The organism is Serratia nevei (assembly GCF_037948395.1).
In the GTDB taxonomy this organism is placed as follows: Bacteria; Pseudomonadota; Gammaproteobacteria; order Enterobacterales; family Enterobacteriaceae; genus Serratia; species Serratia nevei.
On the sequence record NZ_CP149940.1, the window covers coordinates 4,686,505 to 4,713,135 of the forward strand.

At 61.9% G+C, this 26,631-nt stretch carries 27 protein-coding genes and 1 other RNA gene; 20 read left to right on the forward strand and 8 right to left on the reverse strand.

All coding sequences use genetic code 11. From position 1 onward, the window contains the following. Nucleotides 1-9: 9 nt before the first annotated feature. Entirely contained in the window at nt 10-1,629 is a 1,620-nt protein-coding gene (locus V8N38_RS22415) for an ABC-F family ATP-binding cassette domain-containing protein (RefSeq protein WP_147840356.1), read from the reverse strand. Nucleotides 1,630-1,936: 307 nt separating this feature from the next. Between V8N38_RS22415 and V8N38_RS22420 the strand changes: the two genes are divergently transcribed. Beyond that, entirely contained in the window at nt 1,937-3,958 is a 2,022-nt protein-coding gene (locus tag V8N38_RS22420) for an FAD-dependent oxidoreductase (RefSeq protein ID WP_147840357.1), read from the forward strand. Between the two features lie 34 nt (nt 3,959-3,992). On the opposite strand, the gene rlmG is transcribed toward V8N38_RS22420, so the two are convergent. Next, a complete protein-coding gene (rlmG, locus tag V8N38_RS22425; RefSeq protein WP_015379148.1) occupies nt 3,993-5,132 on the reverse strand; it encodes a 23S rRNA (guanine(1835)-N(2))-methyltransferase RlmG in 1,140 nt (379 codons plus the stop codon). A gap of 149 nt (nt 5,133-5,281) precedes the next feature. On the opposite strand from rlmG, the gene V8N38_RS22430 reads away from it, so the two are divergent. The 5 genes from V8N38_RS22430 to sstT all read left to right on the forward strand — a co-directional run bounded on the left by V8N38_RS22430 (nt 5,282) and on the right by sstT (nt 10,271). Continuing rightward, on the forward strand, nt 5,282-5,788 hold the full coding sequence (locus tag V8N38_RS22430; RefSeq protein WP_004937154.1) for a M48 family metallopeptidase: 507 nt from the start codon (nt 5,282-5,284) through the stop codon (nt 5,786-5,788). A gap of 50 nt (nt 5,789-5,838) precedes the next feature. Then, on the forward strand, nt 5,839-6,819 hold the full coding sequence (locus V8N38_RS22435; RefSeq protein WP_070915396.1) for a Gfo/Idh/MocA family protein: 981 nt from the start codon (nt 5,839-5,841) through the stop codon (nt 6,817-6,819). Between the two features lies 1 nt (nt 6,820). Further along, nucleotides 6,821-7,552, forward strand: coding sequence for a glutamine amidotransferase (locus V8N38_RS22440; RefSeq protein WP_060424716.1), 732 nt, complete (start codon nt 6,821-6,823; stop codon nt 7,550-7,552). 252 nt (nt 7,553-7,804) lie between these two features. Then, the gene (locus tag V8N38_RS22445; protein ID WP_060424713.1) at nt 7,805-8,773 is read left to right on the forward strand and encodes a TerC family protein; all 969 of its coding nucleotides are present in this window, start codon (nt 7,805-7,807) and stop codon (nt 8,771-8,773) included. A 262-nt stretch (nt 8,774-9,035) separates the two neighbouring features. After that, nucleotides 9,036-10,271 (forward strand): serine/threonine transporter SstT, encoded by a 1,236-nt coding sequence (sstT, locus tag V8N38_RS22450; RefSeq protein WP_060430962.1) that lies wholly within the window; start codon nt 9,036-9,038, stop codon nt 10,269-10,271. 52 nt (nt 10,272-10,323) lie between these two features. On the opposite strand, the gene V8N38_RS22455 is transcribed toward sstT, so the two are convergent. From V8N38_RS22455 to V8N38_RS22465, 3 genes are read right to left on the reverse strand one after another with little or no spacing between them, the layout of a single operon-like run. Continuing rightward, entirely contained in the window at nt 10,324-11,811 is a 1,488-nt protein-coding gene (locus V8N38_RS22455; protein ID WP_141960322.1) for a UxaA family hydrolase, read from the reverse strand. A gap of 20 nt (nt 11,812-11,831) precedes the next feature. Beyond that, nucleotides 11,832-13,244 (reverse strand): glucuronate isomerase, encoded by a 1,413-nt coding sequence (gene uxaC / locus V8N38_RS22460; RefSeq protein WP_147840358.1) that lies wholly within the window; start codon nt 13,242-13,244, stop codon nt 11,832-11,834. A gap of 55 nt (nt 13,245-13,299) precedes the next feature. Then, nucleotides 13,300-13,467, reverse strand: a complete 168-nt coding sequence (locus tag V8N38_RS22465; RefSeq protein WP_183907072.1) for a hypothetical protein — start codon at nt 13,465-13,467, stop codon at nt 13,300-13,302. Nucleotides 13,468-13,544: 77 nt separating this feature from the next. On the opposite strand from V8N38_RS22465, the gene V8N38_RS22470 reads away from it, so the two are divergent. From V8N38_RS22470 to V8N38_RS22520, 11 genes are all read left to right on the forward strand, one after another. Next, nucleotides 13,545-14,843 carry an MFS transporter gene (locus V8N38_RS22470; RefSeq protein WP_060440992.1) on the forward strand — a complete coding sequence of 433 codons (1,299 nt, stop codon included), beginning with the start codon at nt 13,545-13,547 and terminating at the stop codon, nt 14,841-14,843. Nucleotides 14,844-14,962: 119 nt separating this feature from the next. Next, the gene (gene exuR / locus V8N38_RS22475; protein ID WP_004937137.1) at nt 14,963-15,739 is read left to right on the forward strand and encodes a transcriptional regulator ExuR; all 777 of its coding nucleotides are present in this window, start codon (nt 14,963-14,965) and stop codon (nt 15,737-15,739) included. A gap of 186 nt (nt 15,740-15,925) precedes the next feature. After that, a complete protein-coding gene (locus V8N38_RS22480) occupies nt 15,926-16,372 on the forward strand; it encodes a hypothetical protein (RefSeq protein WP_060424701.1) in 447 nt (148 codons plus the stop codon). 136 nt (nt 16,373-16,508) lie between these two features. Next, nucleotides 16,509-17,189, forward strand: coding sequence for a DedA family protein (locus tag V8N38_RS22485; RefSeq protein WP_049198505.1), 681 nt, complete (start codon nt 16,509-16,511; stop codon nt 17,187-17,189). A gap of 32 nt (nt 17,190-17,221) precedes the next feature. Then, the gene (gene mzrA, locus V8N38_RS22490) at nt 17,222-17,560 is read left to right on the forward strand and encodes an EnvZ/OmpR regulon moderator MzrA (protein WP_016930183.1); all 339 of its coding nucleotides are present in this window, start codon (nt 17,222-17,224) and stop codon (nt 17,558-17,560) included. A 241-nt stretch (nt 17,561-17,801) separates the two neighbouring features. Then, nucleotides 17,802-18,173: a DUF1090 domain-containing protein gene (locus V8N38_RS22495; protein ID WP_084827508.1), complete on the forward strand. Its 372-nt coding sequence runs from the start codon at nt 17,802-17,804 to the stop codon at nt 18,171-18,173. A gap of 164 nt (nt 18,174-18,337) precedes the next feature. Further along, nucleotides 18,338-18,643, forward strand: a complete 306-nt coding sequence (locus V8N38_RS22500; protein WP_004937125.1) for a DUF883 family protein — start codon at nt 18,338-18,340, stop codon at nt 18,641-18,643. Nucleotides 18,644-18,645: 2 nt separating this feature from the next. Beyond that, nucleotides 18,646-19,047 carry a phage holin family protein gene (locus V8N38_RS22505; protein WP_147840359.1) on the forward strand — a complete coding sequence of 134 codons (402 nt, stop codon included), beginning with the start codon at nt 18,646-18,648 and terminating at the stop codon, nt 19,045-19,047. Next, complete coding sequence (locus V8N38_RS22510; RefSeq protein ID WP_004937121.1) at nt 19,044-19,331, forward strand: YqjK-like family protein; 288 nt, start codon at nt 19,044-19,046, stop codon at nt 19,329-19,331. The genes V8N38_RS22505 and V8N38_RS22510 overlap by 4 nt, the downstream gene beginning before the upstream one ends. Before the next feature lie 294 nt (nt 19,332-19,625). Next, nucleotides 19,626-20,021: a DoxX family protein gene (locus tag V8N38_RS22515; RefSeq protein ID WP_004937119.1), complete on the forward strand. Its 396-nt coding sequence runs from the start codon at nt 19,626-19,628 to the stop codon at nt 20,019-20,021. A gap of 70 nt (nt 20,022-20,091) precedes the next feature. Beyond that, complete coding sequence (locus V8N38_RS22520; RefSeq protein ID WP_060424696.1) at nt 20,092-21,078, forward strand: glutathione S-transferase family protein; 987 nt, start codon at nt 20,092-20,094, stop codon at nt 21,076-21,078. Nucleotides 21,079-21,128: 50 nt separating this feature from the next. Here the strand turns inward: V8N38_RS22520 and V8N38_RS22525 are convergent, their stop codons facing one another. Beyond that, complete coding sequence (locus V8N38_RS22525) at nt 21,129-22,025, reverse strand: LysR family transcriptional regulator (RefSeq protein ID WP_004937113.1); 897 nt, start codon at nt 22,023-22,025, stop codon at nt 21,129-21,131. Between the two features lie 107 nt (nt 22,026-22,132). Here V8N38_RS22525 and V8N38_RS22530 point away from each other — a divergent pair, with 107 nt between their 5' ends. After that, nucleotides 22,133-22,834, forward strand: a complete 702-nt coding sequence (locus V8N38_RS22530; protein ID WP_147840360.1) for a pirin family protein — start codon at nt 22,133-22,135, stop codon at nt 22,832-22,834. 57 nt (nt 22,835-22,891) lie between these two features. Here the strand turns inward: V8N38_RS22530 and rnpB are convergent. Together rnpB and rsmI are read right to left on the reverse strand one after the other, a co-directional pair. Beyond that, nucleotides 22,892-23,269: RNase P RNA component class A (gene rnpB, locus V8N38_RS22535), an RNA gene on the reverse strand. Between the two features lie 41 nt (nt 23,270-23,310). Continuing rightward, the gene (gene rsmI, locus V8N38_RS22540) at nt 23,311-24,174 is read right to left on the reverse strand and encodes a 16S rRNA (cytidine(1402)-2'-O)-methyltransferase (protein WP_004937108.1); all 864 of its coding nucleotides are present in this window, start codon (nt 24,172-24,174) and stop codon (nt 23,311-23,313) included. Between the two features lie 62 nt (nt 24,175-24,236). Between rsmI and V8N38_RS22545 the strand changes: the two genes are divergently transcribed. Together V8N38_RS22545 and V8N38_RS22550 are read left to right on the forward strand one after the other, a co-directional pair. After that, a complete protein-coding gene (locus V8N38_RS22545) occupies nt 24,237-26,276 on the forward strand; it encodes a penicillin-binding protein activator (protein ID WP_060424690.1) in 2,040 nt (679 codons plus the stop codon). After that, nucleotides 26,273-26,626, forward strand: a complete 354-nt coding sequence (locus V8N38_RS22550; protein ID WP_094300729.1) for a YraN family protein — start codon at nt 26,273-26,275, stop codon at nt 26,624-26,626. The genes V8N38_RS22545 and V8N38_RS22550 overlap by 4 nt, the downstream gene beginning before the upstream one ends. The last annotated feature ends 5 nt before the right edge of the window (nt 26,627-26,631 follow it).

Here is a 26,631-nt window from a genome sequence, read left to right on the forward strand (position 1 = left end):
CTTTGCGCGTTACCAGGCCTGAAGCCGCCAGCCGTCCGCCTGCCGGTTCAGGCGATGCGTCGGCCGCAGCGCCTGCAGGAAGTCTTCGTCGTGCGATACCACCAGCATCGCGCCGGGGAAATCCGCCAGGGCAGTTTCGATCGCCAGCGACGACGCCAGATCCAGGTGGTTGGTCGGTTCGTCCAGCAACAGCAGCTGCGCCGGTTGTCGCCGCCACAGCGCGCAGGCCAGCGCCGCCTTGAGCCGTTCGCCGCCGCTCAGCGAGCCCAGCGGCAGCGCGATGCGATCCGCACCAAGCTGCAGCTGCGCCAGCCGGGTGCGCAACGCGCCTTCCGCCAGCGGCGAATCCTGCAGCCCCAGATGGTCCATCACCGACAGACTCGGGTCGAACTGCGACAAGGTTTGATCGAGGTAGGCCGTCGACAGCGGGCAATGACAATGGCCGGAAAGCGCCGTCAGCTGACCGAGAACGGTTTTCAGCAAGGTGGATTTGCCGCAGCCGTTGGGGCCGGTCAACGCCACGCGCATCGGGCCGTCGATACGCAGATCCAGCGGCGGCGCGCTGACGAACGGCAGCTGCAGCTGCTCGAGCACCAGCACCTGCTTGTTCGCGCTCACCTCGCTGCCCGGCAGCGCCAGCAACACCGGTTGCTCGTCCTCCACCCGCTGATAGGCCTCGCGCACCGCCGCATCGAGGCTGTCGCGCTGGTCCTGATGCTGTTTGCGCAGCGTGCCGAGGCTCTCCTTCGCCGCCGATTTGTAGGCCACCCGTTCGAAAGAGGCGATATTCAGCGTATCGACGACGCGCAGCGTTTGCGCCGAGCGCCGCTGGCTCATGTCGTGCTCTTTCTGCTGACGGGCGCGGGTGCGGCGGCGCTCCTCGCGCGCATGTTCCAGATCGGCGCGCGCCGCCTGCTGCTCCATGTCGCGCTGGCGCCGGTAGTCATCGTAGTTGCCGCCATAGCTGCGCAGCGCGCCGGGCGTCAGTTCGACGATGCGCTCCATACGCCCCAGCAGCTGCCGATCATGGCTGGCGATCAGCAGCCCGCCGCGCCACTGATCCAGCTGCTGATACAGCCAGGCGCGCCCGGCGCTGTCGAGGTGGTTGGTCGGTTCGTCCAACAGCAGATAATCCGCCTCCCCCAGAAAAGCGCCACACAGCGCCGCGCGCATCCGTTCGCCGCCGCTCAGTGAGCTTGCGGGTCGCAGCGGATCGAAGGCCGGCAGCCCGGCGGCGGCGAAGGCGCTTTGCAGGCGATCGTTGAGATCCCAGCGTCCTTCCAGACGATCGATGTCGTCCGCCAACGGCCGCCCTTGCTCGATGCGCGCCAGCGCGGCGAAGACCTCGCCGTAGCCCAGCAGCTGCGCCAGCGTGGTGTTCGCCGCGATCTCCGGCTGCTGCGCAACGTAAGCCAATGCGGCATGGGATTCGACATGCCCATTGCCCGGCCGCTCCCGCCCGGCGATCAGGCGCAACAGCTGGGTTTTGCCGACGCCGTTGCGCCCCACCAGGCCGCAGCGCGACCGATCGAAAGCGAGATCCAGCGGGCCGAACAGCGTTTCGCCGTCAGCAAATTGGCAGGTCAGTTGATGTAAAACGAAATAAGGGGACTGCGCAAAATGAGCCATAAGCACTCCTGAATGAGATCAAAACATCCCCACAGGGCGCGGGAGCGCACAGCGTGGGACCCGATATCAGCAGGTGTGGTTGTTCATTTTCGGTTATGGCTCCGCAGAGAGAAGGAATTTACAACGCGCAAAGGTTAACCGATCTTTTGTTCGTTATGCAAACGGTGCCTGAGATTCATGACGTCTATCACATTCGGCACAACGCAGATTCCCAAGCGGCGCGACAACGGCTAGATTTATCTCATCCGACCACTTATGTTCACATAATTATAACAACGGGCCCCGATTTCACCCGATGGAGAGTGCAATGAGCAATTACCCTCACCTGCTGGCGCCGCTGGATCTCGGCTTCACCACCCTGAAAAACCGGGTGCTGATGGGATCGATGCATACCGGCCTGGAAGAGCTGCCTGACGGCCCGCAGCGCCTGGCCGCGTTCTATGCCGAGCGCGCCGCCGCCGGCGTGGCCCTGATCGTCACCGGCGGCATCGCGCCCAACGACAAAGGCGTGGTGTATCGCGGCGGCTCCACCCTCAACAGCGAGGCGCAGTTGCCTCACCATCGGCCGGTCACCGAGGCCGTTCATCGCGCGGGCGGCAAGATAGCGCTGCAGATCCTGCATGCCGGCCGCTACAGCTATCAGCCGCACCCGGTGGGCCCTTCCGCGCTGCAGGCGCCGATCAATCCCTTCGCGCCAAGCGCGCTGAGTGAAGCGGAGATCGAGCAGACCATCGCCGACTTCGCCCGCTGCGCGGCGCTGGCGCAACAGGCCGGCTACGACGGCGTTGAGGTGATGGGTTCCGAAGGCTACCTGATCAACCAATTTTTGGCGGCGCGCACCAACCAGCGCGACGATCGCTGGGGCGGCAGCTTCACCAACCGCATGCGCTTCGCCGTCGAGATCGTGCGGGCGGTGCGCCAGGCGGTGGGTGCGGAATTCATTCTGATCTACCGGCTGTCGATGCTCGATCTGGTGGAAGACGGCTCCAGCTGGCAGGAGATTGAACAGCTGGCGCTGGCGGTCGAACAGGCGGGCGCCACGATCATCAATACCGGCATCGGCTGGCACGAGGCGCGCATCCCGACCATCGCCACCATGGTGCCGCGCGCCGGGTTCAGCTGGGTGACCCGCAAGCTGATGGGCAAGGTGGGTATTCCGCTGATCACCACTAACCGCATCAACGATCCGGCGGTGGCCGAGCAGGTGCTGGCGGACGGCTGCGCCGACATGGTGTCGATGGCGCGCCCGTTCCTCGCCGACGCCGCCTTTGTGCAGAAAGCCGCCGAGGGACGCGCCGACGAGATCAATACCTGCATCGGTTGCAACCAGGCCTGTCTCGACCAGATTTTTGAAGGCAAGCTGACGTCTTGCCTGGTCAATCCGCGCGCCTGCCGCGAAACCGAAATGCCGTTGACGATGGCGGAGAAACCGAAAAAGCTGGCGGTGATCGGCGCCGGCCCCGCCGGGTTGGCCTTCGCCACCACCGCCGCCAGCCGCGGCCATCAGGTGACGCTGTTCGACGCGGCCGATCAGATCGGCGGCCAGTTCAACATCGCCAAGCAGATCCCCGGCAAGGAAGAATTCCATGAAACCCTGCGTTACTTCCGCCGCCAGCTGGCGCTGCGCGAAGTGACGGTCAGGCTGGGCGTCAAGGTCGAGGCGGCGGATTTAAGCGAATTCGACGAAGTGATCCTCGCCTGCGGCATCTTGCCGCGCACCCCGGACATCCCCGGCATCGGCCACGCCAAGGTGCTGAGCTATCTGGACGTGCTGCGCGATAAAAAACCGGTCGGCCAGCGGGTGGCGATCGTCGGCGCCGGCGGCATCGGCTTCGACACCGCCGAGTACCTCAGCCAGCACGGCGTGTCCAGCAGCCAGGATCAGGCGGAATTCAACCGCGAATGGGGCATTGACGGCCGCCTTGAGCAGCGCGGCGGGCTGGCGGCGCAAGGCCCTCAGGCGCCACGCGCCGCGCGGCAAATCTATCTGCTGCAGCGCAAAACCAGCAAAGTGGGCGAAGGCCTGGGGAAAACCACTGGTTGGATCCACCGCGCCAGCCTGGCGATGCGCGGCGTGAAAATGCTCAACAGCGTCAGCTATCGGCTGATCGACGACGAAGGGCTGCACATCACCCGCGCCGAGCAGGACAGCTGCCTGCCGGTAGACACGGTGGTCATCTGCGCCGGGCAGGAACCACGCCGCGAGCTGCAGCAGCCGCTGCAGGCGATGGAGAAAATCGTGCATCTGATCGGCGGCGCCGACGTGGCCGCCGAGCTGGACGCCCGCCGCGCGATCGATCAGGGTACGCGGCTGGCGATGGCGCTGTAAAAAAGGGGCGCACAGCGCCCCTTGGTCATCATGCTCAGCGACGCGCGCCGGATTTAACCGCTCTCAAGATCACGAACTTCTTGTTCGAGGCCACCAGCGTGCAGTTGCCGAACAGACGCTTGAGCTTCTGATGATAGTCGAGGTGGCGGTTGCCGACGATGCGTAACTCGCCGCCTACCTGCAGGCAGCGCTTGGCGTCGCAGAACATCTGCCAGGCGGTGTGATCGGTAATGGCATGCTGCTGGTGGAACGGCGGGTTACACAGCACCGCCTGCACGCTTTCGCGCTCGATGCCCGCCAGCGCGTTGTTCACCTCAAACTGGCAACGATCCAGCTCTTGCGGCAGGTTGTGCTCCACGTTCAGCTCGCTGGAGGCCACCGCCATGTAAGATTCATCGACGAAGGTCACCTGCGCTTCCGGGTTTTGCGCCAGCGCCGTCAGGCCAATCACGCCGTTGCCGCAGCCCAGATCGACGATATGGCCGTTCAGGCCACGCGGCAGATGTTCCATAAACAGGCGCGCGCCGATATCCAGGCTGCCGCGCGAGAAGACGTTGGCGTGGTTATGGATAAGCCAATCGGTGCCGTCCAGCGTCCAGTCGGTGGTTTCCGCCGCCGCCGGTGGGACGATATCCGCCGCCTGGCAGAAGATCAGGCGCGCTTTCTTCCACGCCAGGCTGGTGCGCGTCGGGCCCAGCACCTTTTCAAACAGCTGCATCGTCGAGGTATGCACGTCGCGCGCCTTGGCGCCGGCGACGATCAGCGTGTCTTCGGTCACGACGTGGCGCAGCGCGCGCAGCTGCTGCTCCAGCAGCGCCAGCGCTTTCGGCACGCGAATCAGCACCACCGCCGGCGCCGCCGGCAGCTCGGCCAGGCTGTCCAACAGCGTGACCTGCTCGGGATCCAGACCGTTGAGCTTCAGGTTGTGGCGCGTCGCCAGCTGGCTCATGTACGAGTCGCTGACGCTGTAAGGACGATGCGCGTGCAGCGCACAGGCCAGGGTGCCGAAGTTATCGTTGAAAATCAGCACCGGACGGCCGCCGATATCTACGTTTTCAAGCTGTTGCAGCAGATATTCGTCCGCTGCTTCCCACGCCTGCAGTTGGGTGGATTCTTCCTGTTGGGGATAACGCTCCAGCTCAAGTTGCTGTGTTCCCAGATCGAGTTGGCTCATTGCCCCTCCTGACTGATAAAATTTGGGCTGTTTATCCCCTAAAAACGCCCGTCAGTAAAATGTTTTTTCGGATAAATTGCGTATGTCAGGATTTGAGCGAAAAAACAGCATAGAATGACCGGCTGAATGGCCGTTGATACGGAACAAGAATGTCTGAATTGACCTACCTGCAAGGCTACCCAACGCATCTGCAAAGCCAGGTGCAGCAACTGATCCATCAGAACCGGCTGGGAGACGTGCTGCTGCAGCGCTATCCGCAGGTGCACGACTGTACTACCGACAAGTCGCTGTATCAGTTTACCGTCGATCTGAAAAACCAGTATCTGCGCAACGCCCAGCCGCTGAGCAAGGTGGCCTACGACAGCAAGATCCACGTCATGAAGCACGCGCTTGGCCTGCATACCGCCATCTCGCGCGTGCAGGGCGGCAAGCTGAAGGCCAAGGCGGAAATCCGCGTGGCGACGGTGTTCAAGGTGGCGCCCGAACCCTTCCTGCGCATGATCGTGGTGCATGAGCTGGCACACCTGAAAGAGAAAGATCACAACAAGGCGTTCTACAGCCTGTGCTGCCATATGGAGCCGGATTACCACCAGCTGGAGTTCGATACCCGGCTGTATCTGACGCACCTTTCGCTGTTCGGCGAGCTGTATGCATAGCGAGTGAGGGCGTGATAATCTGCGGTTTTAGGCCTGGACCGGAGCTCGCCATGATTCGCTTTGCCGTCGTCGGCACCAACTGGATTACGGAACGTTTTATCGATGCCGCCCATGAAAGCGGCAAACTCAAGCTGAGCGCCGTGTATTCACGCTCGCTGGACCAGGCGCAGGCATTTGGCGCCAACTATCAGGTCACGCAGTTTTTCGACTCGCTCGAGGCGATGGCACAGTCTGACGCCATAGACGCGGTGTATATCGCCAGCCCCAATTCCCTGCACTGCCCGCAATCGCTGCTGTTCCTGCGCCATAAAAAACACGTGATCTGCGAAAAGCCGCTGGCCTCCAACCAGCGCGAAGCGGAACAGCTGGTAGCCTGCGCGCGGGAAAATCAGGTGGTGCTGTTCGAAGCGTTCAAAAGCGCCTACTTGCCGAATTTCCTGGCGCTGCAGCAGGCATTGCCGAAAGTCGGCCGGCTGCGCAAAGCCTTTATCAACTACTGCCAATACTCTTCGCGCTACCCGCGCTATCTCGCCGGCGAGAACCCCAACACCTTTAACCCCCAGTTCTCCAACGGCTCGATCATGGACATCGGCTACTACTGCCTGGCCAGCGCGGTAGCGCTGTTCGGCGCGCCGCAGTCGGTGCTGGCCAGCGCCACGCTGCTGGATACCGGCGTGGACGCCCACGGCACCGTCTGTCTGAACTACGGCGATTTCGACGTCACGCTTTCCCATTCCAAGGTCAGCGACTCGGCGATCCCCAGCGAGATCCAGGGGGAAGAAGGCACGCTGATTATCGACAAGATTTCCGAGTGTCAGGGCGTGGCGCTGACGCCGCGCGGCGGCAACCGCCAGGATCTGAGCCAGACACAGCACATCAATACCATGCTGTATGAAGCGCTGGCCTTCGCCGAGCTGATTGAGAAGCATCAGGTGGAACACCCGGGGCTGGAGAATTCGCTGATCGTCGCCCGCCTGCTGACCGACATCCGCCGCCAGACCGGCGTCGTCTTCCCCGCCGACGGAGAATGAGATGAAACCGCTGCTCGTGATGCAAACCGGCGACGCGCCGCAGGCCATTCGCCAGGAACTGGCCAACTTTGAAGGTATGTTCCTGCAACAGGGCAACATCGACGCCGAACGCGCGCACATCGTGCATCTTCCCGCCGGCGAACGGCCGTTGCCGCCGGCCGCCTATTGCGGCGTAGTCATCACCGGATCGCCGGCGATGGTGACCGAACAGCTGCCGTGGAGCGAGGAAGCCGCCGAATGGCTGCGTCAGGCGATGGCGATCAAACTGCCGCTGTTCGGCGTCTGCTACGGCCACCAGCTGCTGGCCTACGCGCTCGGCGGCGAAGTGGGCTACCACCCGCAGGGCATGGAGGTGGGTACGCTGGAGATCGAACTGCTGCCCGCCGCAGCCGAAGACCGGCGCCTCACCCTGCTGCCGCCGCGTTTCAAGGCCAACCTTATCCATTCGCAGAGCGTGCTGACGCCGCCCGCCGGCGCGCAGACGCTGGCGCGTTCGCAGCAGGACGCGCACCAGATCCTGCGCTATGGCGATCACGCCCTGACCACCCAGTTCCATCCGGAATTCAACGGCGCGGTGATGAGCCAGTATCTGCAGTGGCTCGGCGAACTGCATCCCGAGCAGCAAGCCCGCTATCAACAGCAACAACAACAGGTTAGCGACACGCCGTTCAGCCGCCTGCTGCTGCAGGGATTCGTCGTCAGCCTCGGCGCGCAAAAAGCGATGGCCGGCTAACGCGATTCACGTTGACCGCCGACACATTTTGCATTACTTTCTGCTCTGCAAAGGGGAGTAACTTCATTGCCGGTCAATCGTCATTACGATGCGCAAGCATCCGGTTACCGGGCAACCTGATGTCAAAGGTGTAACCACCTTCATCAACGTTGTAAGTGAGACCTTGCCGGAAGGCGAGGTTTGCTTGCAGCGTTCACAGAGCGGCTGGCGTCTTCCGACGTTGGCCGTTTTTGTTTTTGAAGGATACCTCTGATGATGAATTCCGTTGGCACACCGTGGTTATGGGGCAGCTTCGCCGCCGTCATAGTCGTGATGCTCGCAATCGACCTCCTGTTGCAGGGCCGTAAAGGCGCGCACACCATGACCCTGAAGCAGGCCGCCAGCTGGTCTCTGGTGTGGGTCAGCCTCTCCCTGCTGTTCAATTTCGGTTTCTGGTACTACCTGAATGAAACCGCCGGGCGCGCCGTCGCCGATACCCAGGCGCTGGCCTTCCTGACCGGCTACCTGATCGAAAAAGCGCTGGCGGTGGATAACGTGTTCGTCTGGCTGATGCTGTTCAGCTACTTCGCCGTGCCGGCCAACCTGCAGCGGCGGGTGCTGATCTACGGCGTGCTGGGCGCGATCGTCCTGCGTACCATCATGATCTTCGCCGGCAGCTGGCTGGTCAGCCAGTTCCAGTGGCTGCTGTATCTGTTCGGCGCCTTCCTGCTGTTCACCGGTATCAAGATGGCGCTGGCGAAGGAAGATGACTCGGCGATCGGCGACAAGCCGCTGGTGAAATGGCTGCGCAGCCACCTGCGCATGACCGACAGCCTGGAAGGCGAGCGCTTCTTCGTGCGCCGCAACGGCATCCTGTTCGCCACCCCGCTGGTGCTGGTGCTGATCCTGGTCGAGCTGAGCGACGTGATCTTCGCGGTGGACAGCATTCCGGCGATCTTCGCCGTGACCACCGATCCGTTCATTGTCCTGACCTCTAACCTGTTCGCCATCATGGGCCTGCGCGCCATGTACTTCCTGCTGGCCAACGTGGCGGAGCGTTTCTCGATGCTGAAATATGGCCTGTCGGTGATTCTGGTGTTTATCGGCATCAAGATGCTGATTATCGACTTCTTCCACATCCCGATCGGCGTGTCGCTCGGCGTGGTGGCAGGCATCCTGACGCTTACCTTGCTGATCAACGCCTGGGTCAATCGCCGTAACGATCGCCTGGCGAAGAAATAACCACAATCTGTTATCCGGGGCGCTAGTCGCCCCGCGATTGTTTGGCAATTCCCCCAAAACGCCAAACGTTATTGCGATCACACAAATGTAACCAGTATGTTATCAAGTGTTGATCCGCGCTCAGAATTTCATCCCCGCCTCTTTCCAACATCATTCGATTGCTGAATACTGATTCGGCAAACACACTTAGTTACAGAATCATATAAAGCTACCCGGCGTCGTTCCCGCCGCGGCGGCCAGATAACATCAGGAAGAAAGCACTATGCAAAAACTACTACAAAAGATCACGCAGGGTAGCCTGGTCAAACAAATCATGGTCGGCCTGGTGGCCGGCATTCTGTTGGCGCTGGTTTCGCCGGCGGCGGCTTCCGCCGTCGGCCTGCTCGGTTCCCTCTTCGTCGGCGCGCTAAAAGCGGTGGCGCCGGTGCTGGTGCTGATTCTGGTTATGGCCTCGATCGCCAACCATAAACAGGGGCAGAAGACCAACATTCGCCCGATCCTGTTCCTCTACCTGCTGGGCACCTTTGCCGCCGCGCTGGTGGCGGTCGTCGTCAGCTTTATCTTCCCTTCCACGCTGGCGCTGACCACCGGCGCGACGGACATTACCCCGCCGGGCGGCATTGTGGAGGTGATGAAGGGTCTGTTGATGAGCGTGGTGGCCAACCCGTTCCATGCGCTGATTAACGCCAACTACATCGGTATTCTGGCGTGGGCCGTCGGGCTGGGGCTGGCGCTGCGCCACGCTTCCGAAACCACTAAAGGGCTGATCAACGACATGTCCCATGCGGTTACGCTGGTGGTACGCGCGGTGATCCGCTGTGCGCCGCTTGGCATCTTCGGCCTGGTGGCTTCCACGCTGGCGGAAACCGGCTTCGGCGTGCTGTGGGGCTACGCCCAGTTGCTGATGGTGCTGCTCGGCTGCATGCTGCTGGTGGCGCTGGTGCTCAACCCGCTGATCGTTTACTGGAAAATCCGCCGCAACCCGTATCCGCTGGTGTTCGCCTGCCTGCGCGAGAGCGGCGTGACCGCCTTCTTCACCCGCAGCTCCGCCGCCAACATCCCGGTGAACATGGAGCTGTGCAAGAAGCTGAATCTGAATGAGGACACCTACTCGGTTTCCATCCCGCTGGGCGCCACCATCAACATGGCCGGCGCGGCGATCACCATCACCGTGCTGACGCTGGCGGCGGTGAACACGCTGGGCATCGCGGTGGACGTCCCGACCGCTCTGCTGCTGAGCGTGGTGGCCGCCCTGTGCGCCTGCGGGGCCTCCGGCGTGGCCGGCGGCTCGCTGCTGCTGATCCCGTTGGCGTGCAACATGTTCGGCATTCCGAACGACGTGGCGATGCAGGTGGTGGCGGTCGGCTTTATTATCGGCGTGCTGCAGGATTCGGCGGAAACCGCCCTCAACTCCTCCACCGACGTGCTGTTCACCGCCGCGGCCTGCCAGGCGGAAGATCAACGGCTGGCGAACGAAGACCCGCTGAAGGTGCGTTAAGCGCAAGTTGCTTCATAAAAAGGCGCTCCCTCGAGCGCCTTTTTTGTCAGCGTTAGAGCGTCACCCCGCTTTTAAAGATCGCCAGCTCGCGGAAATCGTTGGCTTCATTGCGCGCCGGGCGGCCGTTGGCGATCTCGACGATCAGATCGACGAAGCGGCCGAGCAAGGTCTCCATCGCCACGCCGTGGATCAGGCCGCCGGCGTCGAAATCGATCCAATGCGGTTTCTTCGCCGCCAGCTCGCTGTTGGTGGCCAGCTTCACCGTCGGCACAAAGCCGCCGTATGGCGTGCCGCGCCCGGTGCTGAACAGCACCATATGGCAGCCGGCACCGGCCAGCGCGCTGGTCGCCACCGCATCGTTGCCCGGCGCGCTGAGCAGATTCAGCCCCGGCACGCGCAGCCGCTCACCGTACTTCAGCACGTCCACCACCTGGCTCAGGCCCGCTTTTTGGGTACAGCCGAGCGATTTCTCTTCCAGCGTGGTAATGCCGCCGGCCTTGTTGCCCGGCGATGGGTTCTCGTATATCGGCTGTTGATGGGCGATGAAATAGCGTTTGAAATCGTTGATCATGTCGACGGTTTTGTCGAAGGTCTCCCCGTCGCGGCAACGGCTCATCAGAATGCGCTCGGCGCCGAACATCTCCGGTACTTCGGTCAGCACCGTGGTGCCGCCGTTGGCGATCACATAATCGGAAAAGCGCCCCAGCAACGGGTTGGCGGTGATGCCCGACAATCCGTCCGAACCGCCGCACTCCAGGCCGAACTTCAGCTCGCTCAGGCGGCCCGGCTCGCGGCGATCGTGGCGCATCTCCCGGTACAGCTCGTGCAACAGCGCCAGCCCGGCCTCCACCTCGTCGTCCTGCTGTTGGCACACCATAAAGCGCAGCCGCCGCTCGTCCGCCATCCCCAGCGTGGCGCGAAAAGCATCCACCTGATTGTTCTCGCACCCCAGCCCGATCACCAGCACCGCGCCGGCGTTGGGATGGCGCGCCATGTTCTGCAGCATGATGCGGGTGTTGGCATGATCCTGCCCCAGCTGCGAGCAGCCGAACGGATGGCTGAACAGATGCACGCCGTCGATCCCCTCCGCCTGCGTTTGCTGCAAAAAGCGCTGCTGGATCTGGCGGGCGATGCCGTTGACGCAGCCGACGGTCGGCACGATCCACAGTTCGTTGCGGATCCCCACGTCGCCGCCGGCCCGGCGGTACAGCTGCACCTCGCGATCCGCCGCCTGCGGCGGCAACGCCGGGAACTGCGGCTGGTAACGGTAGCTGTCCAGATCGCTCAGGTTGGTTTTGGCGTTTTGCGAATGAATATGCTCCCCAGGGCCGATGGCCACGAGCGCGTGGCCGATCGGCTGGCCATATTTGATGATGTCCTCGCCCTCGGCGATCGGGCCGAGCGCAAACTTGTGCCCGCGCGCCACCGGCTGCACCAGCGGAACGGCTACGCCTGCCAGCTCAACCGTGTCTCCGGCGGCCAGGTCGCGCAGCGCTACCGCCACGTTATCCTGCTCGTGAATCTTTATCGTACTTTGCATAAACCGGTCCCGGATAACGGCTACGCCAGGTCAATGGCGAAATAGTCTTTGGCGTTGTCGAAGCAGATGTTTTTCACCATCCCGCCCAGCAGCGCGATATCGGCCGGCGCTTCGCCGTCCGTCACCCAGCGGCCGATCATCTGGCAAAGGATGCGGCGGAAGTATTCATGGCGCGTATACGACAGGAAGCTGCGACTGTCGGTCAGCATGCCGACGAAGCGGCTCAGCAGCCCGAGCTGCGCCAGCTGCGTCATTTGGCGCTGCATGCCGTCCTTCTGATCGTTGAACCACCAGCCGGAGCCAAACTGCATCTTGCCCGGCGTGCCTTCCCCCTGGAAATTGCCGATCATGGTACCGATCACTTCGTTATCGCGCGGGTTGAGGCAATAGAGAATGGTTTTCGGCAGGCCGCCCTGCCGCGCCTGGGCATCCAGCAGCCGCGACAGCGGCTCCGCCAGCGGCCGATCGTTGATCGAGTCGAAGCCGATATCCGGCCCGACGGCGGCCAACATGCGGCTGTTGTTATTGCGCAGCGCGCCGATGTGATATTGCTGCACCCAGCCGCGGCGCCGGTATTCGCCGGCCAGGAACAGCAGCACCGCGCTTTTGAACTGCGCGCTCTGTTCCGGCGTCGGTAGCTCGCCGTTCAGGCGACGCAGCAGGATCGCATCCAGCGTCGCTTCATCGGCCTCGCCGAACACCACCACGTCCAGCGCATGGTCGGCCACCTTGCAACCGTGGGCGGCGAAGTGATCCATACGCTTGTGCAGGGCGTCGCACAGCATGCTGAAACGGCCGATGGCGCTGTCCGCCGCCGCCTCCAGCTGCCGCAGATAGTCATTGAAGCCGGGCGCATCGATGGCGAAGGCCTTGTCTGGCCGCCAGCTCGGCAACACCTTGATATCGAAGCTATGATCGTCGGCGATCGCCCGATGGTGGCGCAGATCGTCGATCGGATCGTCGGTGGTACCGACCATTTTCACGTTCATCTGCCGCATGATGCCGCGCGCGCGAAACTCATCCTGCGCCAGCAGCGCATTGCCGCGCTGCCAGATCTCATCCGCCGTGCTCGGCGACAGCAGCGTCCCGGTGATGCCGAACGGCCGGCGCAGCTCCAGGTGCGTCCAGTGATAGAGCGGGTTGCCAATGGTGTGCGGCACCGTGGCGGCCCAGGCGTCGAATTTCTCGCGATCGCCCGCATCGCCGGTGCACAGCCGCTCCGCCACGCCGTTGGTGCGCATCGCCCGCCATTTGTAGTGATCGCCCCGCAGCCAGATATCGTACAGGTTGCTGAAGCGGGTATTCTCCGCAATCTGCTGCGGCGGCAAATGGCAGTGGTAGTCGAAAATCGGCTGCTGCGCCGCGTAGTCATGGTACAAACGCCGGGCAAATTCGCTGTCCAGCAGGAAATCTTCGCTCAAAAACGTCGCCATCTCGGGCTCCTTACCTTACTTGCCGTGCGGCACAGGGATCGAATCACAAAAGTTATCACACCAATTTTAGCAAGCGTCCAGCAAATTTTTCCCGCCATCTGCCGTTTTGCTGTCCTCCAATCCCTTTTTCGCTCGTTTTTACGGCAAATGTGCGGCATAAACGCCCTATTTCACCGGCGACAGTATCGCTCAGGCGAATAATTCCTTTTGTGATATCACTCAACTTTTAAACCTGTATGACAGGTTATTGTCTCGCCAGCCGCATCGCCGGCCATACCTTCAAACGGGGAGACATTTCGGATGCGTAAAATTAAAGGGTTACGCTGGTACATGATCGGGCTGGTGACCGTCGGCACCGTGCTGGGTTACCTGACCCGCAACGCCATCGCCGTGGCGGCGCCGACGCTGGAAGATACGCTGCACATCACCACCCAGCAGTATTCCTATATCGTCGCCGCCTATTCCGCCTGCTACACCGTGATGCAGCCGGTGGCGGGCTATGTGTTGGACGTGCTCGGCACCAAGGTCGGTTACGCCATGTTCGCCATTCTTTGGGCGGTGTTCTGTATGGGCACCGCGCTGGCCAACAGCTGGGGCGGGCTGGCGTTGGCGCGCGGCGCGGTCGGCATGGCCGAGGCGGCGATGATCCCCGCCGGGCTGAAGGCCAGCAGCGAGTGGTTTCCGGCCAAAGAGCGTTCGATCGCCGTCGGCTATTTCAACGTCGGTTCGTCGATCGGCGGCATGATCGCCCCGCCGCTGGTGGTATGGGCCATCGTGGCGCACAGCTGGGAGATGGCGTTCATCATCACCGGCGTGCTGAGCCTGATCTGGGCCATCTGCTGGCTGCTGTTCTACAAGCACCCGAAAGATCAGAAGAAACTGAGCCAGGAAGAGCGTCGTTACATCCTCGAAGGCCAGGAAGCGCAGCACCAGACCTCAAACGCCAAAAAGATGTCCGCCTGGCAGATCGTGCGCAACCGCCAGTTCTGGGGCATCGCGCTGCCGCGCTTTCTGGCGGAACCGGCCTGGGGCACCTTCAACGCCTGGATCCCACTGTTCATGTTCAAGGCCTACGGCTTTAATCTGAAAGAGATCGCCATGTTCGCCTGGATGCCGATGCTGTTCGCCGATCTCGGCTGCATCGTCGGCGGCTACCTGCCGCCGCTGTTCCAGAAGTATTTCAAGGTCAATCTGATCGTCTCGCGCAAGCTGGTGGTGACGATGGGGGCGGTGTTGATGATCGGCCCCGGCATGATCGGCCTGTTCACCAGCCCTTACGCGGCTATCGCGCTGCTGTGCGTCGGCGGCTTCGCCCATCAGGCGCTGTCCGGCGCGCTGATCACCCTCTCTTCCGACGTGTTCGGCCGCAATGAGGTGGCGACCGCCAACGGCCTGACCGGCATGGCGGCCTGGACCGCCAGCACGCTGTTCGCCCTGGTGGTCGGCGCCCTGGCGGACACCCTCGGCTTCAGCCCGCTGTTCGCCGCGCTGTCGGTCTTCGACATTCTCGGCGCCATCGTCATCTGGACGGTGCTGCAAAACCGCCCGGCCGCCGAAGCGCAGCCTGCCACGCTGCAGCCAGCCCCGGCGCGCAGCTGATCCCGCCGCCCGGCCGCCGCGCCGGGCCTTTTGCTCCTCTGGCAGCGGTGCCGAATAAGTGGTATAACAAATCCGATGGCCACGCGCCCCCTCCCACCGCACCGTATAGAGCATTCACTATGGAATTCACCGAAACCAGACGCCTGTATCAGCAACTGGCCGCCGAGCTTAAGCAACGTATCGAAAGCGGCCGCTACCCGGTAGGCGACAAGCTGCCGGCCGAGCGATACATCGCCGAAGAGATGAATGTGAGCCGCACCGTGGTGCGCGAAGCGATCATCATGCTGGAAGTGGAAGGCTATGTGGACGTGCGCAAGGGATCCGGGATCCACGTGGTGTCCAACCAGCAAAAACACCTGGTGGTGCCGGGCGACAGCATCGAGTTCGCCACCGCCGGCCCGTTTGAGCTGCTGCAGGCGCGCCAGCTGATCGAAAGCAACATCGCCGAATTCGCCGCCACCCAGGTGACCAAACAAGATATCGTGCAGCTGATGGAGATCCAGGAGCACGCCCGCAAAGAGGATCGCTTCCGCGACTCGCAGTGGGATCTGAAGTTCCACGTGCAGGTGGCGCTGGCCACCCAGAACACCGCCATGGCCACCATCGTGGAAAAAATGTGGGTGCAGCGGGTCAACAACCCTTACTGGAAGAAACTGCACGAGCACATCGATGAACGTTCGATCGCCAGCTGGTGCGACGATCACGATCAGATCCTCAAGGCGCTGATGCGCAAAGATCCTTACGCCGCCAAACTGGCGATGTGGCAGCACCTGGAAAACACCAAGCAGATGCTGTTTAACGCCACCAGCGACGACTTCGAATACAACGCCGATCGCTACCTGTTCGCCGAGAATCCGGTGGTACATCTGGATGGCGTGAACCACGAGCCGAAATAGCCCCGGCGGTCAAAAACCGTCGGCTTATGTCAGGTAATGTAAAATCCGCTGAATCGATGCCGGAACCGCCGTTTGCCGTGTACTATTTCACCGTCGGCAACGTAGATTTCCCTGTTGCCAATCGTGCTATTTTGGTAGAGTTAGCCCACTTTTTTACCCATTGCTGCGGGGGCGGGACGCGAATAAATGCGCTGGTTGTTTGCCATGCTGATTGCTGTTTTCTGCTGGACCGGTTCGGTCTCCGGCCAACAGCTATGCGTGGCGTCACCCAAGCCAACCCCCAGCGCGCTGAGCAGCCTGCCGCTGCTGGCGGAGCCGGCGCTTTCCCCCTATGATCATGTGTATCGGGCGCCGGCCGAAGCGCGCCGCAAAGCCCCCGGCAAGTTGCCGCTGCTGCTGCCCAGAGCGCACTCTTTCCCCGGTTCGCTGCTCGCGTCCTCCCTGACGGCACCGGTCTATACCCTGGCCGCAGAGCCGGGCTACCGAATTCGTTTCCCCCGCCAGGACACCCCGGCCCCCAACCGGCTTGCCCAGGTCGACTGGACGCTGGACGCCTCCAGGCAACAGAGCCGGCAGGCCGGCTGGAAAGAAAGCAACATGCAGTACCGTGGCACGCTGACTTACCACCTATGACCGGTGTCGCACCGCTTAGAAACCTTAAAGCAACGCCGTTTCATCGTTATCAGCATTCAGGATCGCCGCGCGCTTTCAGCCCACGCCCGCTCCGCCGCTGAGATAAAAATAAACAATGACGTTTTAGGAACACCGGATGGATATCATTAAAGAACTGATACATGCCTTGTGGCAGCAGGATTTTGAGACGCTGGCGAACCCTTCGTTGGTGTGGACCCTCTACATTCTGCTGTTCATGATCCTGTTTTTGGAAAACGGCCTGCTGCCGGCCGCTTTCCTGCCGGGCGACAGCCTGCTGATCCTGGTTGGCGTGCTGATCGCCAAAGGCACCATGGGCTTCCCGCTGACCATCGTCATCCTGACCGTCGCCGCCAGCCTGGGGTGCTGGGTCAGCTATATACAGGGCCGATGGCTCGGCAATACGCGAACGGTGCAAGGCTGGCTTTCGCACCTGCCGGCCCACTACCATCAGCGCGCTCACAACCTGTTCCACCGCCACGGGCTTTCCGCCCTGCTGGTCGGCCGCTTCCTGGCCTTCGTGCGCACCCTGCTGCCGACCATCGCCGGCCTGTCCGGCCTGAGCAACGCGCGCTTCCAGTTCTTCAACTGGATGAGCGGCCTGCTGTGGGTCTTGATCCTGACGACGCTGGGCTTCGCGCTGGGGAAAACCCCGGTGTTCCGCAAGTATGAAGATCAGCTGATGTTCTGCCTGATGATGTTGCCGCTGGTGTTGCTGGTGGTCGGGCTGGTCGGCTCGCTGATCGTGCTGTGGCGCAAAAAACGCGCCGGCAGCCAGAACCCGGGGAAAGGGGCGTGACAGCAAAGCGCCCGCGCTGGCAATACGTCTTGATGATCGCGCTCGCCCTGCTGGCGTTGGCGACGCTGTTGGTGCCCTGCATGGTGCGCACCGAGAGCGAGCTGCGCATTCGCGCCAGCCAGCAAGGGCTGTCGCTGCCCGACGGTTTTTACGTCTATCAGCGCCTGGATGAGCGCGGCATCCGCATCAAAAGCATTACGCCGGAAGGCGATGGCCTGGTCATCCGTCTGGATTCGCCGGAGCAGCAATTGCTGGCGCGCGAAGCGCTGCAAACCATCCTGCCGCCCGGTTACCACATCGCGTTGAGCGAGTCCCCCGTGCCGTCGCATTGGGTACGCGAATTTGCGCGTTCCCCACTCAATCTGGGATAATCCCCTTCATATGAAGGGGTTTCCTTTCATTGCCATTATCTTCATTTTCATTCGCATCGATTAGCTCAAAAATCAATCAGTCGGCACTGAGTCACGGCTGATTCTTTGGGGGCACGCCGGTTTCATGACTATGCTGAAGGGTAACTTCAGCCGGCGATGAACGCCCTCCTCTCGCGCTGCCGCCTTCGGCAGTCAGGAAAGCGGATGCCTGTTCAGGCATCCCATGAAAAGGAACTGAAAGATGAAATTACGCCATTCACTGTTACTGCTGTTGCCACTCTGCACGCTGCCGTCGCTCGCTTCGGCCGCTGAGGGCGGCTGCGCCGCCAAAGCGCAAGACATCCAGCAGCAAATCGACTACGCCACCCAACACGGCAACACCCACCGCGTGGACGGGCTGAAAAAAGCGCTGAGCGAAGTGCAGACTCACTGTACCGAAGCCGGTCTGCAGGCCGAACGCCAGAAAAATATCGCAGAGAAGCAGCGCAAGGTCGACGAGCGCCGACAGGAACTGAAAGAAGCGCAGCAAACCGGCAAGCTGGACAAGGTCGCCAAGAAGCAGCAAAAGCTGGCAGAAGCGCAGGCTGAGCTGAAACGCGCCCAGGCGGAATAATTTTTTTACACCAGCGGATTTATCGATGAGAGCCCCATCACACGGGATTTCTTAAGCATATGGAATTGATGTCTGGTGTTATCTGCTGGCCATCACCCCTTTGCTCCGGCGAAAAAATCCGCTATGTTAAAAGTCTGTCGAAATAAACGTTAAGGAATAATCACATGGCACATGATTCAAATGCAGAAAACTTACGCGCTGAACTGAAGTCCTTAGCCGATACGCTGGAGGAAGTGCTGAACTCCTCCACCGACAAGCCGAAAGCCGAGCTGGAGAAGCTGCGTTCGAAAGCGGAAGGCGCGCTGAAAGAGACCCGCGCTCGCCTGAGCGACGCCGGTGACAAGCTGGCTTCGCAAACCAAACAGATCGCCGGTCAGGCCGACGACTACGTGCGCGACAACCCGTGGACCGGCATCGGTATCGGCGCGGCGGTCGGCGTCGTGCTGGGCGTGCTGCTCGCGCGTCGTTAATCATGGCTGAACAACCGCAAGTGCGCGCGCAGGGCCCCGCTAAAGGGGTCCTGGATATCGGTCAGCGCATCATCACGATCCTGGTCGGCATGATGGAAACCCGTGTCCGGCTGGCGGTGGTCGAGCTGGAAGAGGAGAAAGCCAACCTCATTCAGCTGCTGATCATGGCCGGTATGACGCTGCTGTTCACCGCCTTCGGTTTGATGAGCCTGCTGATCCTGATCTTCTGGGCCATCGATCCGGTCTACCGGCTGGTGGCGCTGGGCGCCACGACCGGCGTGCTGCTGTTCCTGGCCGTGGTTGGCACCATCTGGACGCTGGTCAAGGCCCGTCGCACCACGCTGCTCGGCGCCACGCGCAAGCAGCTGGAACTCGACCGCGCCGAACTGGAGCGCGAGCCATGAGCCGCCGCCGCTACCTGGAATGGAAAAAAGAGAGGCTGATTCGCCAGATCCAGCAGCAACGCCTGGATCTGGCCGAACACAAGTCTCTGTGGTTGGAGAAGACCGAACGCATCGACCGCGGCTGGCAAACGGTGTTTGGCCTGCGCCGCTATCTGGTGCTCGGTTCCAGCGTCATGGCGCTGTACGGCATTCGCCACCCCAGCAAGATGATCCGCTGGTCGCGCCGCGCTTTCGGTGCCTGGAGCGCTATCCGCCTGTTTAAAAAGACCTTCTCCGCCAAGTAAGCCTCACGCCTTTCCTTCAAACATCCTGTTGCTCCGCCCTCGTTTTCCCCCTAAAACAGCGCTGCTTATCCCGAGGGCCGGGCAACCTGCTGACCAGCGTCAGTTTATTAGCACGCTAAAGATTCAGATTTTTTGAAAAATTACGACAGTTTTACTTGCTAACAACCTGAGCACTTCCCGCTTAACATTCACTCCATCAATACGATATGGGCCGGACAGGGTGAGAGACCCGATATACCGCCCGTTGATATGACTACCGCCGAACAGGCGCACAAAAACACTTTGGAGTAGATGATGAAAAAATTAGAAGATACAGGTTTGCTGGTTGCTCGTATTCTGATGCCAATCCTGTTTATCGTGGCAGGCTACGGCAAAATGGGTGACGCTTATGCCGGTACCCAACAGTACATGCAATCGATGGGCGTGCCTGGCTTCTTGCTGCCGCTGACCATCCTGCTGGAATTTGGCGGCGGTCTGGCGATCCTGTTCGGTTTCCTGACCCGCACCGTAGCGCTGTTCACTGCCGGCTTCACCATTCTGACCGCGCTGCTGTTCCACACTGACTTTGCGGAAGGCGTAAACCAGCTGATGTTCATGAAAAACCTGACCATCGCCGGCGGCTTCATCGTGTTGGCGGTTGCAGGCCCGGGCGGCTTCAGCATCGACCGTCTTCTGAACAAGAAATGGTAATCTAAACTGTCATTCAGGGCCCGGCATGCCGGGCCCTGTCGCTTTTCACTCGGACACCAAGGAGATTCCCATGGGACAACTCGTCGATGGCGTTTGGCAAGACATCTGGTATGACACGAAATCTACCGGCGGCCGTTTCAAACGTTCAACCGCTCAGTTTCGCAATTGGGTGACCGCCGACGGTCAGCCGGGCGAACACGGCGCAGGCGGCTTCCAGGCCGAAGCGGGCCGTTATCACCTGTATGTTTCTCTCGCCTGCCCCTGGGCGCACCGCACGCTGCTGATGCGCAAACTGAAAGGGCTGGAGCAGATCATTCCGGTCTCGGTAGTGCACCCGCTGATGCTGAAAAACGGCTGGACCTTCGGCCAGGATTTTCCTGAAACCACCGGCGATCCGTTGTATCACGCCGACTTCCTGTATCAGATCTACCTGCAGGCCGATCCGCACTACAGCGGGCGCGTGACCGTGCCGGTACTGTGGGATAAACAGCGGCAAACCATCGTCAGCAACGAATCCGCCGACATCATCCGCATGTTCAACAGCGCGTTTGACGGCGTGGGGGCCCGCGCGGGCGATTACTACCCGGCCGAGCTGCGCGGCAAAATCGATGAGCTGAACGGTTGGATTTACGATCAGGTGAACAACGGCGTGTACAAGGCCGGTTTCGCCACCAGCCAGGAAGCGTATGACGAAGCGGTCAACGGGGTCTTCAACGCGCTGGAGCGCCTGGAGCAGATCCTGGGGCAGCACCGCTACCTGACCGGCGATCGGCTGACCGAAGCCGACCTGCGTCTGTGGACCACGCTGGTGCGCTTCGATCCGGTGTACGTCACCCACTTCAAGTGCGATAAACACCGCATCAGCGACTACCTGAACCTGTACGGTTTCCTGCGCGACATCTACCAGATGCCGGGCATTGCCGACACGGTCAGCCTGCCGCACATTCGCAACCACTACTACCGCAGCCACGCCACCATCAACCCGCACGGCATCATTTCCATCGGGCCGGCGCAGGATCTGGACGAGCCGCACGGCCGCGATCGGCTCTTCGGCTAAGACAAAAAAATCCCCTTGCCGCCCGGCAAGGGGATGTCATCCCACCGACGTTAACGCTGCGCGAACAGGCGCGGAATTTCGCGCAGGAACCAGGCTTTCGCCTCCCCCATGCTGTCGCGTCGCCAGGCCATGATGATATCGGCTTCGCGGCTGTATTCCGGCCCCACCACGCGCAGCCGCCCGGCCTCGATGTCTTTCTCCACCATCGGATACGGCATGGTCGCCACCCCCAGCCCGGCCAGCAGCGCCAGACGCTTGTCTTCGATGGTGCTCACCGTCAGACGCTGCTGCTTATCCAGCAGCTGCACGGTCAACACCGGGCGCTCGCGGGCGGTATCCGCCACCGCGATGCCGCGGTACTTCACGCGGGTCACCTCGGACAACGGCTCCGGCTCCTGGTGGATAGGATGATCCGGCGCGGCGACGTAAACGCTCATTACCTTGTACAGTTTGCGGGTGTTGATCTCCGACGACGCGCGAAAATGCATGTCCGGCGCGATCACGATGTCGGCGCGCCCCTGCTCCAGCCGCTCCCAGGCGCCCGCCAGCACCTCGGTGAAAATCGACACCTGGGTGTTGGCCTTCAGCGCCAGCTTGTCCACCAGCGGAAACAGCAGGCTCGGCGGCGACAGCGCTTCGCTGACGATGGTCAGGTGGGTTTCCCAACCGCGCGCCAGCGCCTCGGCGTCGGTGGTCAGCTTGTCGGCCGCTTCCAGCAGCACCCGCCCGCGCTCCAGCAACATACGCCCCACGTTGGTGAACTTGGTGCGGTGGCCCGAACGGTCGAACAGCACCACGTCCAATTCTTCTTCCAATTTTTGCATGGTGTAGCTGAGCGCCGACGGCACCCGGCCCAATTCGTCGGCGGCCGCGGCGAAGCTGCCGCGGCGGTCGATCGCGTCCATCACTCTCAGCGCCTCAAGCGTGAGCGCCCGATCTCTGGCCATCACATCCCTCTGTCAGGAAATTTGAATATGCCGACCAGATTAACTGGCTAACAATCCGACGTCCAGATGCTTACCATTTGGATAATGAATTTAGAGAGCCGATTGCCATGATTACATGCAGAACAGCACAACAATGCGGGCAAGCTGACTTTGGTTGGCTGCAGGCTCGCTACACTTTTTCCTTTGGTCACTACTTCGATCCCAAACTGATGGGCTATGCGTCGCTGCGGGTGCTGAATCAGGAGGTGCTGGCGCCGGGCGCGTCGTTCCAGCCGCGCACCTATCCCAGCGTGGATATCCTGAACCTGATCCTGCAGGGCGAGGCGGAATACCGCGACAGCGACGGCAACGCCGCGCGCGTCAAAGCCAGCGAAGCGCTGCTGCTGGCCACCCAGCCAGGCCTGAGCTACAGCGAACAGAACGTCAGCAGCGATACGCCGCTGACCCGCCTGCAGCTGTGGCTGGACGCCTGCCCGGAACGCAACAACGAGCGGGTGCAGCGCCTGACGCTGCCGACGGCGGGCAACCTGCTGCTGGCCTCACCGGACGGCGCGCAGGGCAGCCTGCAGCTGCGCCAGCAGGTTTGGATCCACCATCTCGATCTGCAGCCGGGCGAAGAGCAAACGCTGACGATTAACGGGCCGCGCGCCTATTTGCAGTCGATTCACGGCACCATCGCCGCCACCGGTGAACGCCACGAAGCACAGCGCCTGACCTGCGGCGACGGCGCCTTCGTGCGCGAGGAGAATCGCCTGACGATCCGCGCCGAGACCCCGCTACGCGCGCTGCTGATTGACCTGCCGGTGTAAGCCGGCCGGAAAACGAAAAACCCCGCGCAACTTGCGTTGCGCGGGGTTTTCTTTTGTCGAGGGAGTTGACCGGTAAGCCGGGTTCTGTCGTGGACAGTCATTCCTCTAGGCCAGCAATCGCTCACTGGCTCAAGCAGCCTACCCGGGTTCAGTACGGGCCGTACCATGTGAACCCCTATTTGGCCTTGCTCCGGGTGGAGTTTACCGTGCCACGAACTGTTGCCAGCCGCGCGGTGCGCTCTTACCGCACCCTTTCACCCTTACCTGATCCCGCTTGCGCGGGCCATCGGCGGTTTGCTCTCTGTTGCACTAGTCGTAGGCTTGCGCCTCCCAGGCGTTACCTGGCACCCTGCCCTATGGAGCCCGGACTTTCCTCCCCTCCATCTGTCTCCCCGAAGAGGACGGCAATGAAGCGGCGACTGTCTGGTCAACTCCGGCGCGGATAGTAGCGTCGCGGCGGCGGCAGGTCAACCGCTTTACGGCTGTTGTTGCTCCAGCGCGTGCTTATACAGCGCATTTTTCTTCACGCCGTGAATTTCCGCCGCCAGCGCCGCCGCCTTTTTCAGCGGCAGCTCTTTTTGCAGCAGCGCCAGCGTGCGCAGCGCCTCGAGCGGCAACGCATCCTCCTGCGCCTTGTGGCCTTCGACGATCAGCACCATCTCGCCGCGGCGGCGCACTTCATCTTCCTGCACCCACGCCAGCAGTTCGCCCACCGGCGCACCGTGGATAGATTCCCAGGTTTTGGTCAGCTCGCGCGCCAGCACCACATAGCGCTGCGGGCCCCAGACGGTGACCATGTCCTGCAGGCTTTCCAGCAGGCGGTGAGTGGATTCGTAGAAAATCAGCGTGCGCGGTTCCTCCGCCAGCGCCATCAGCGTATCCTTGCGCCCCTTGGTTTTCGCCGGCAGGAAGCCTTCGTAGCAGAAGCGGTCAGAAGCGACGCCCGCTGCGCACAGCGCGGTGGTAGCGGCGCAGGCGCCCGGCAGCGGCACCACGCGAATGCCGGCCTCGCGGCAGCGGCGCACCAGGTGATAACCGGGATCGTTGATCAGCGGCGTGCCGGCGTCGGACACCAGCGCGATGCTCTGGCCTTCCTGCAGTTTCGCCAGCAGCTGATCGGCTTTTTGCTGTTCGTTGTGGTCATGCAGCGCGAACAGACGCGCGTTGATCGCGAAGTGTTGCAGCAGCAATCCGGTATGGCGCGTGTCTTCCGCCGCGATCAGATCAACGCTTTTCAGTACCTCTAACGCCCGGTGAGTGATATCGCCCAAATTGCCGATGGGGGTGGGCACCACATACAGCGTTGATGCAGAAATGACTGATTGTTGGTGTTGATTCATTGTTTCATCCGGGTTGCCGATTTAATATTGAGCATCTTGAAAAAAACATCACTGGATACAGTATGCTTTCCTCAACATTCGTTCGTACCAAAGCAGGGCGTTCCAAGCCTGTCCGACTTACCGCAGTCATCGCGGCCGCCCTTTTCCTGGCAGGCTGTCCAAGTCGGGCCCCGCAAACGCCGCCCGCCAATATACAGGACGAAGCGAGCGCCAGCTCCGATTACTACCTGCAGCAGTTGCAGCAAAGCAGCGATGATAACAAGGCTGACTGGCAATTACTTGCTATTCGCGCCTTGCTGCGTGAAGGAAAACTGCCGCAGGCCGGCGACCAGTTGAATCAACTGCCGAAAAACCTCAGCGGTGCGCAGCAGACTGAACGCCAGTTGCTGACCGCCGAACTGCAGATCGCCAACAAGAGCTACGTCAGCGCCCGCAGCACGCTGGGCCATCTGGACAGCGCTTCGCTGTCGCCGAATCAGAAGGTGCGCTACTACCAGGCGCAGATTGCCGCCAATCAGGGCAAAGCGTCGCTGCCCTTGATCCGCGCCTATATCGCTCAGGAGCCGTTGCTGACCGGCAAACCGCACCAGGACAACCTGGATCAGACCTGGCAGGCGCTGCTGCAGCTGACGCCGCAGGAGATGAACAGCCTGGTGATCAACGCCGACGAGAACGTGCTGCAAGGCTGGCTGGATCTGCTGCGCGTCTATCAGGACAACAAGCAGGATCCCGATCTGCTGAAGGCCGGCATCAAAGACTGGCAGAACCGTTATCCGAAGAACCCGGCGGCCAAAACGCTGCCCGCTCGCCTGAACCAGGTGCTGAACTTCACCCAGGCCTCCACCTCGAAAATCGCCCTGCTGCTGCCGTTGAACGGCCAGGCGAAAGTGTTCGCCGACGCCATCCAGCAAGGCTTCGAAGCGGCGAAAAACGGCGGTTCCATGCCGGCGCCGCAGCCTCAAGCCGCGCAACCGGCCAGCGCACCGGCCCCAACGGCGCCGGCCGATCAGGCCGCCACGGGTGACATCAACGCCAACGGCGCGGTCAGCCCTTCGGCGCAAGAGAGCCAGCCTGCCGTGACCGCCGCGCAACCGGCGGCGCCGTCCAGTGCGCCGATAACGCCGCTGCAGGCCGCTAACGCACAGGTCAAAGTGTACGATACCACCAGCCAGCCGCTGGCCGCCTTGCTGAGCCAGGCGCAGCAGGATGGCGCCACCCTGGTGGTCGGGCCGCTGCTGAAAGAGAACGTCGATCAGTTGTCCGCCAGCACCACCACGCTGAACGTGCTGGCGCTCAACCAGCCGGAAACGCCGAAGGACAACCTGAACATCTGTTACTTCGCCCTGTCGCCGGAAGATGAAGCGCGCGACGCCGCCCGCCACATCTGGGAACAGCAGAAGCGTCAACCGCTGCTGCTGGTGCCGCGCGGCGCCTTCGGCGATCGCGTCGCCAAGGCCTTTAACCAGGAATGGCAGAAGCAGGGCGGGCAAACCGTGCTGCGTCAGGACATCGGCTCTGCCGGCGAACTGCGCCAGATGGTCAACAGCGGCGGCATCCGCATGACCGGTACGCCGATATCGAGCGCCCCGGCGCCGCAGAGCGTGACCATCGCCGGGCTGACTATTCCTGCGCCGCCGAGCGACGTGCCCGCCGCGACCGGCGGCAGCGTCGACGCGGTGTATATCGTCGCCACCCAGTCTCAGCTGACGCTGATCAAACCGATGATCGACATGGCCACCAGCTCGCGCGGCAAGCCGGCGATGTACGCCAGCTCGCGCAGCTATCAGGCCGGTGCCGGCCCGGACTTCCGCCTGGAAATGGAAGGCCTGCAGTTCAGCGACATCCCGCTGCTGGCCGGTTCAAACCCTCAGCTGTTGCAGCAGGCCAGCGCGCGCTTCCGCAACGACTACTCGCTGGTGCGCCTGTATGCGATGGGGATGGATGCCTGGACATTGGCCAACCACTTTGCTGAAATGCGCCAGCTGCCGGGCTTCCAGGTTTCCGGCACCACCGGTACGCTGAGCGCGTCGCCGAACTGCGTGATCAACCGCAAACTGCCTTGGCTGCAATACCGTCAGGGTACGGTCGTTCCGGTCTCTTGAACCCACGCGCCTCAGGGGCGGGCTATGAGTTACTGGCCCGCCGTCACCTGGAACACGCCGGGCTCACCTTCTGCGCCGCCAACGTCGCGGTGCGCGGCGGTGAGCTCGACCTCATCATGCGCGACGGCGCCACCTGGGTGTTCGTCGAAGTGCGCTACCGCCGTAACGACGCCTTCGGCGGCGCGGCCGCCAGCGTCACCTTTCGCAAACAACAGCGGTTGCTGCATGCCGCCGCCGTCTGGCTGGCGGGGCGCGGAGCCAGTTTTGACACATCATCTTGCCGTTTTGATGTTTTGGCCATTACCGGTAGCCAGTTAGAATGGATACCCAACGCCTTCAATGCGGATTAATCGGG

Excerpts from the sequence above, each read along its gene's own strand:
- V8N38_RS22530 (WP_147840360.1), top strand. The coding sequence starts at position 22,133 with ATGATTACATGCAGAACAGCACAACAATGCGGGCAAGCTGACTTTGGT.
- V8N38_RS22415 (WP_147840356.1), bottom strand. The coding sequence starts at position 1,629 with ATGGCTCATTTTGCGCAGTCCCCTTATTTCGTTTTACATCAACTGACC.
- V8N38_RS22495 (WP_084827508.1), top strand. The coding sequence starts at position 17,802 with ATGAAATTACGCCATTCACTGTTACTGCTGTTGCCACTCTGCACGCTG.
- V8N38_RS22515 (WP_004937119.1), top strand. The coding sequence starts at position 19,626 with ATGAAAAAATTAGAAGATACAGGTTTGCTGGTTGCTCGTATTCTGATG.
- V8N38_RS22420 (WP_147840357.1), top strand. The coding sequence starts at position 1,937 with ATGAGCAATTACCCTCACCTGCTGGCGCCGCTGGATCTCGGCTTCACC.
- mzrA (WP_016930183.1), top strand. The coding sequence starts at position 17,222 with ATGATCGCGCTCGCCCTGCTGGCGTTGGCGACGCTGTTGGTGCCCTGC.
- V8N38_RS22480 (WP_060424701.1), top strand. The coding sequence starts at position 15,926 with ATGCGCTGGTTGTTTGCCATGCTGATTGCTGTTTTCTGCTGGACCGGT.
- V8N38_RS22440 (WP_060424716.1), top strand. The coding sequence starts at position 6,821 with ATGAAACCGCTGCTCGTGATGCAAACCGGCGACGCGCCGCAGGCCATT.
- V8N38_RS22445 (WP_060424713.1), top strand. The coding sequence starts at position 7,805 with ATGATGAATTCCGTTGGCACACCGTGGTTATGGGGCAGCTTCGCCGCC.
- uxaC (WP_147840358.1), bottom strand. The coding sequence starts at position 13,244 with ATGGCGACGTTTTTGAGCGAAGATTTCCTGCTGGACAGCGAATTTGCC.
- V8N38_RS22525 (WP_004937113.1), bottom strand. The coding sequence starts at position 22,025 with ATGGCCAGAGATCGGGCGCTCACGCTTGAGGCGCTGAGAGTGATGGAC.
- V8N38_RS22485 (WP_049198505.1), top strand. The coding sequence starts at position 16,509 with ATGGATATCATTAAAGAACTGATACATGCCTTGTGGCAGCAGGATTTT.
- V8N38_RS22505 (WP_147840359.1), top strand. The coding sequence starts at position 18,646 with ATGGCTGAACAACCGCAAGTGCGCGCGCAGGGCCCCGCTAAAGGGGTC.
- V8N38_RS22470 (WP_060440992.1), top strand. The coding sequence starts at position 13,545 with ATGCGTAAAATTAAAGGGTTACGCTGGTACATGATCGGGCTGGTGACC.
- V8N38_RS22430 (WP_004937154.1), top strand. The coding sequence starts at position 5,282 with ATGTCTGAATTGACCTACCTGCAAGGCTACCCAACGCATCTGCAAAGC.
- exuR (WP_004937137.1), top strand. The coding sequence starts at position 14,963 with ATGGAATTCACCGAAACCAGACGCCTGTATCAGCAACTGGCCGCCGAG.
- V8N38_RS22510 (WP_004937121.1), top strand. The coding sequence starts at position 19,044 with ATGAGCCGCCGCCGCTACCTGGAATGGAAAAAAGAGAGGCTGATTCGC.
- V8N38_RS22545 (WP_060424690.1), top strand. The coding sequence starts at position 24,237 with ATGCTTTCCTCAACATTCGTTCGTACCAAAGCAGGGCGTTCCAAGCCT.
- rsmI (WP_004937108.1), bottom strand. The coding sequence starts at position 24,174 with ATGAATCAACACCAACAATCAGTCATTTCTGCATCAACGCTGTATGTG.
- V8N38_RS22500 (WP_004937125.1), top strand. The coding sequence starts at position 18,338 with ATGGCACATGATTCAAATGCAGAAAACTTACGCGCTGAACTGAAGTCC.
- V8N38_RS22455 (WP_141960322.1), bottom strand. The coding sequence starts at position 11,811 with ATGCAAAGTACGATAAAGATTCACGAGCAGGATAACGTGGCGGTAGCG.
- V8N38_RS22435 (WP_070915396.1), top strand. The coding sequence starts at position 5,839 with ATGATTCGCTTTGCCGTCGTCGGCACCAACTGGATTACGGAACGTTTT.
- V8N38_RS22520 (WP_060424696.1), top strand. The coding sequence starts at position 20,092 with ATGGGACAACTCGTCGATGGCGTTTGGCAAGACATCTGGTATGACACG.
- rlmG (WP_015379148.1), bottom strand. The coding sequence starts at position 5,132 with ATGAGCCAACTCGATCTGGGAACACAGCAACTTGAGCTGGAGCGTTAT.
- sstT (WP_060430962.1), top strand. The coding sequence starts at position 9,036 with ATGCAAAAACTACTACAAAAGATCACGCAGGGTAGCCTGGTCAAACAA.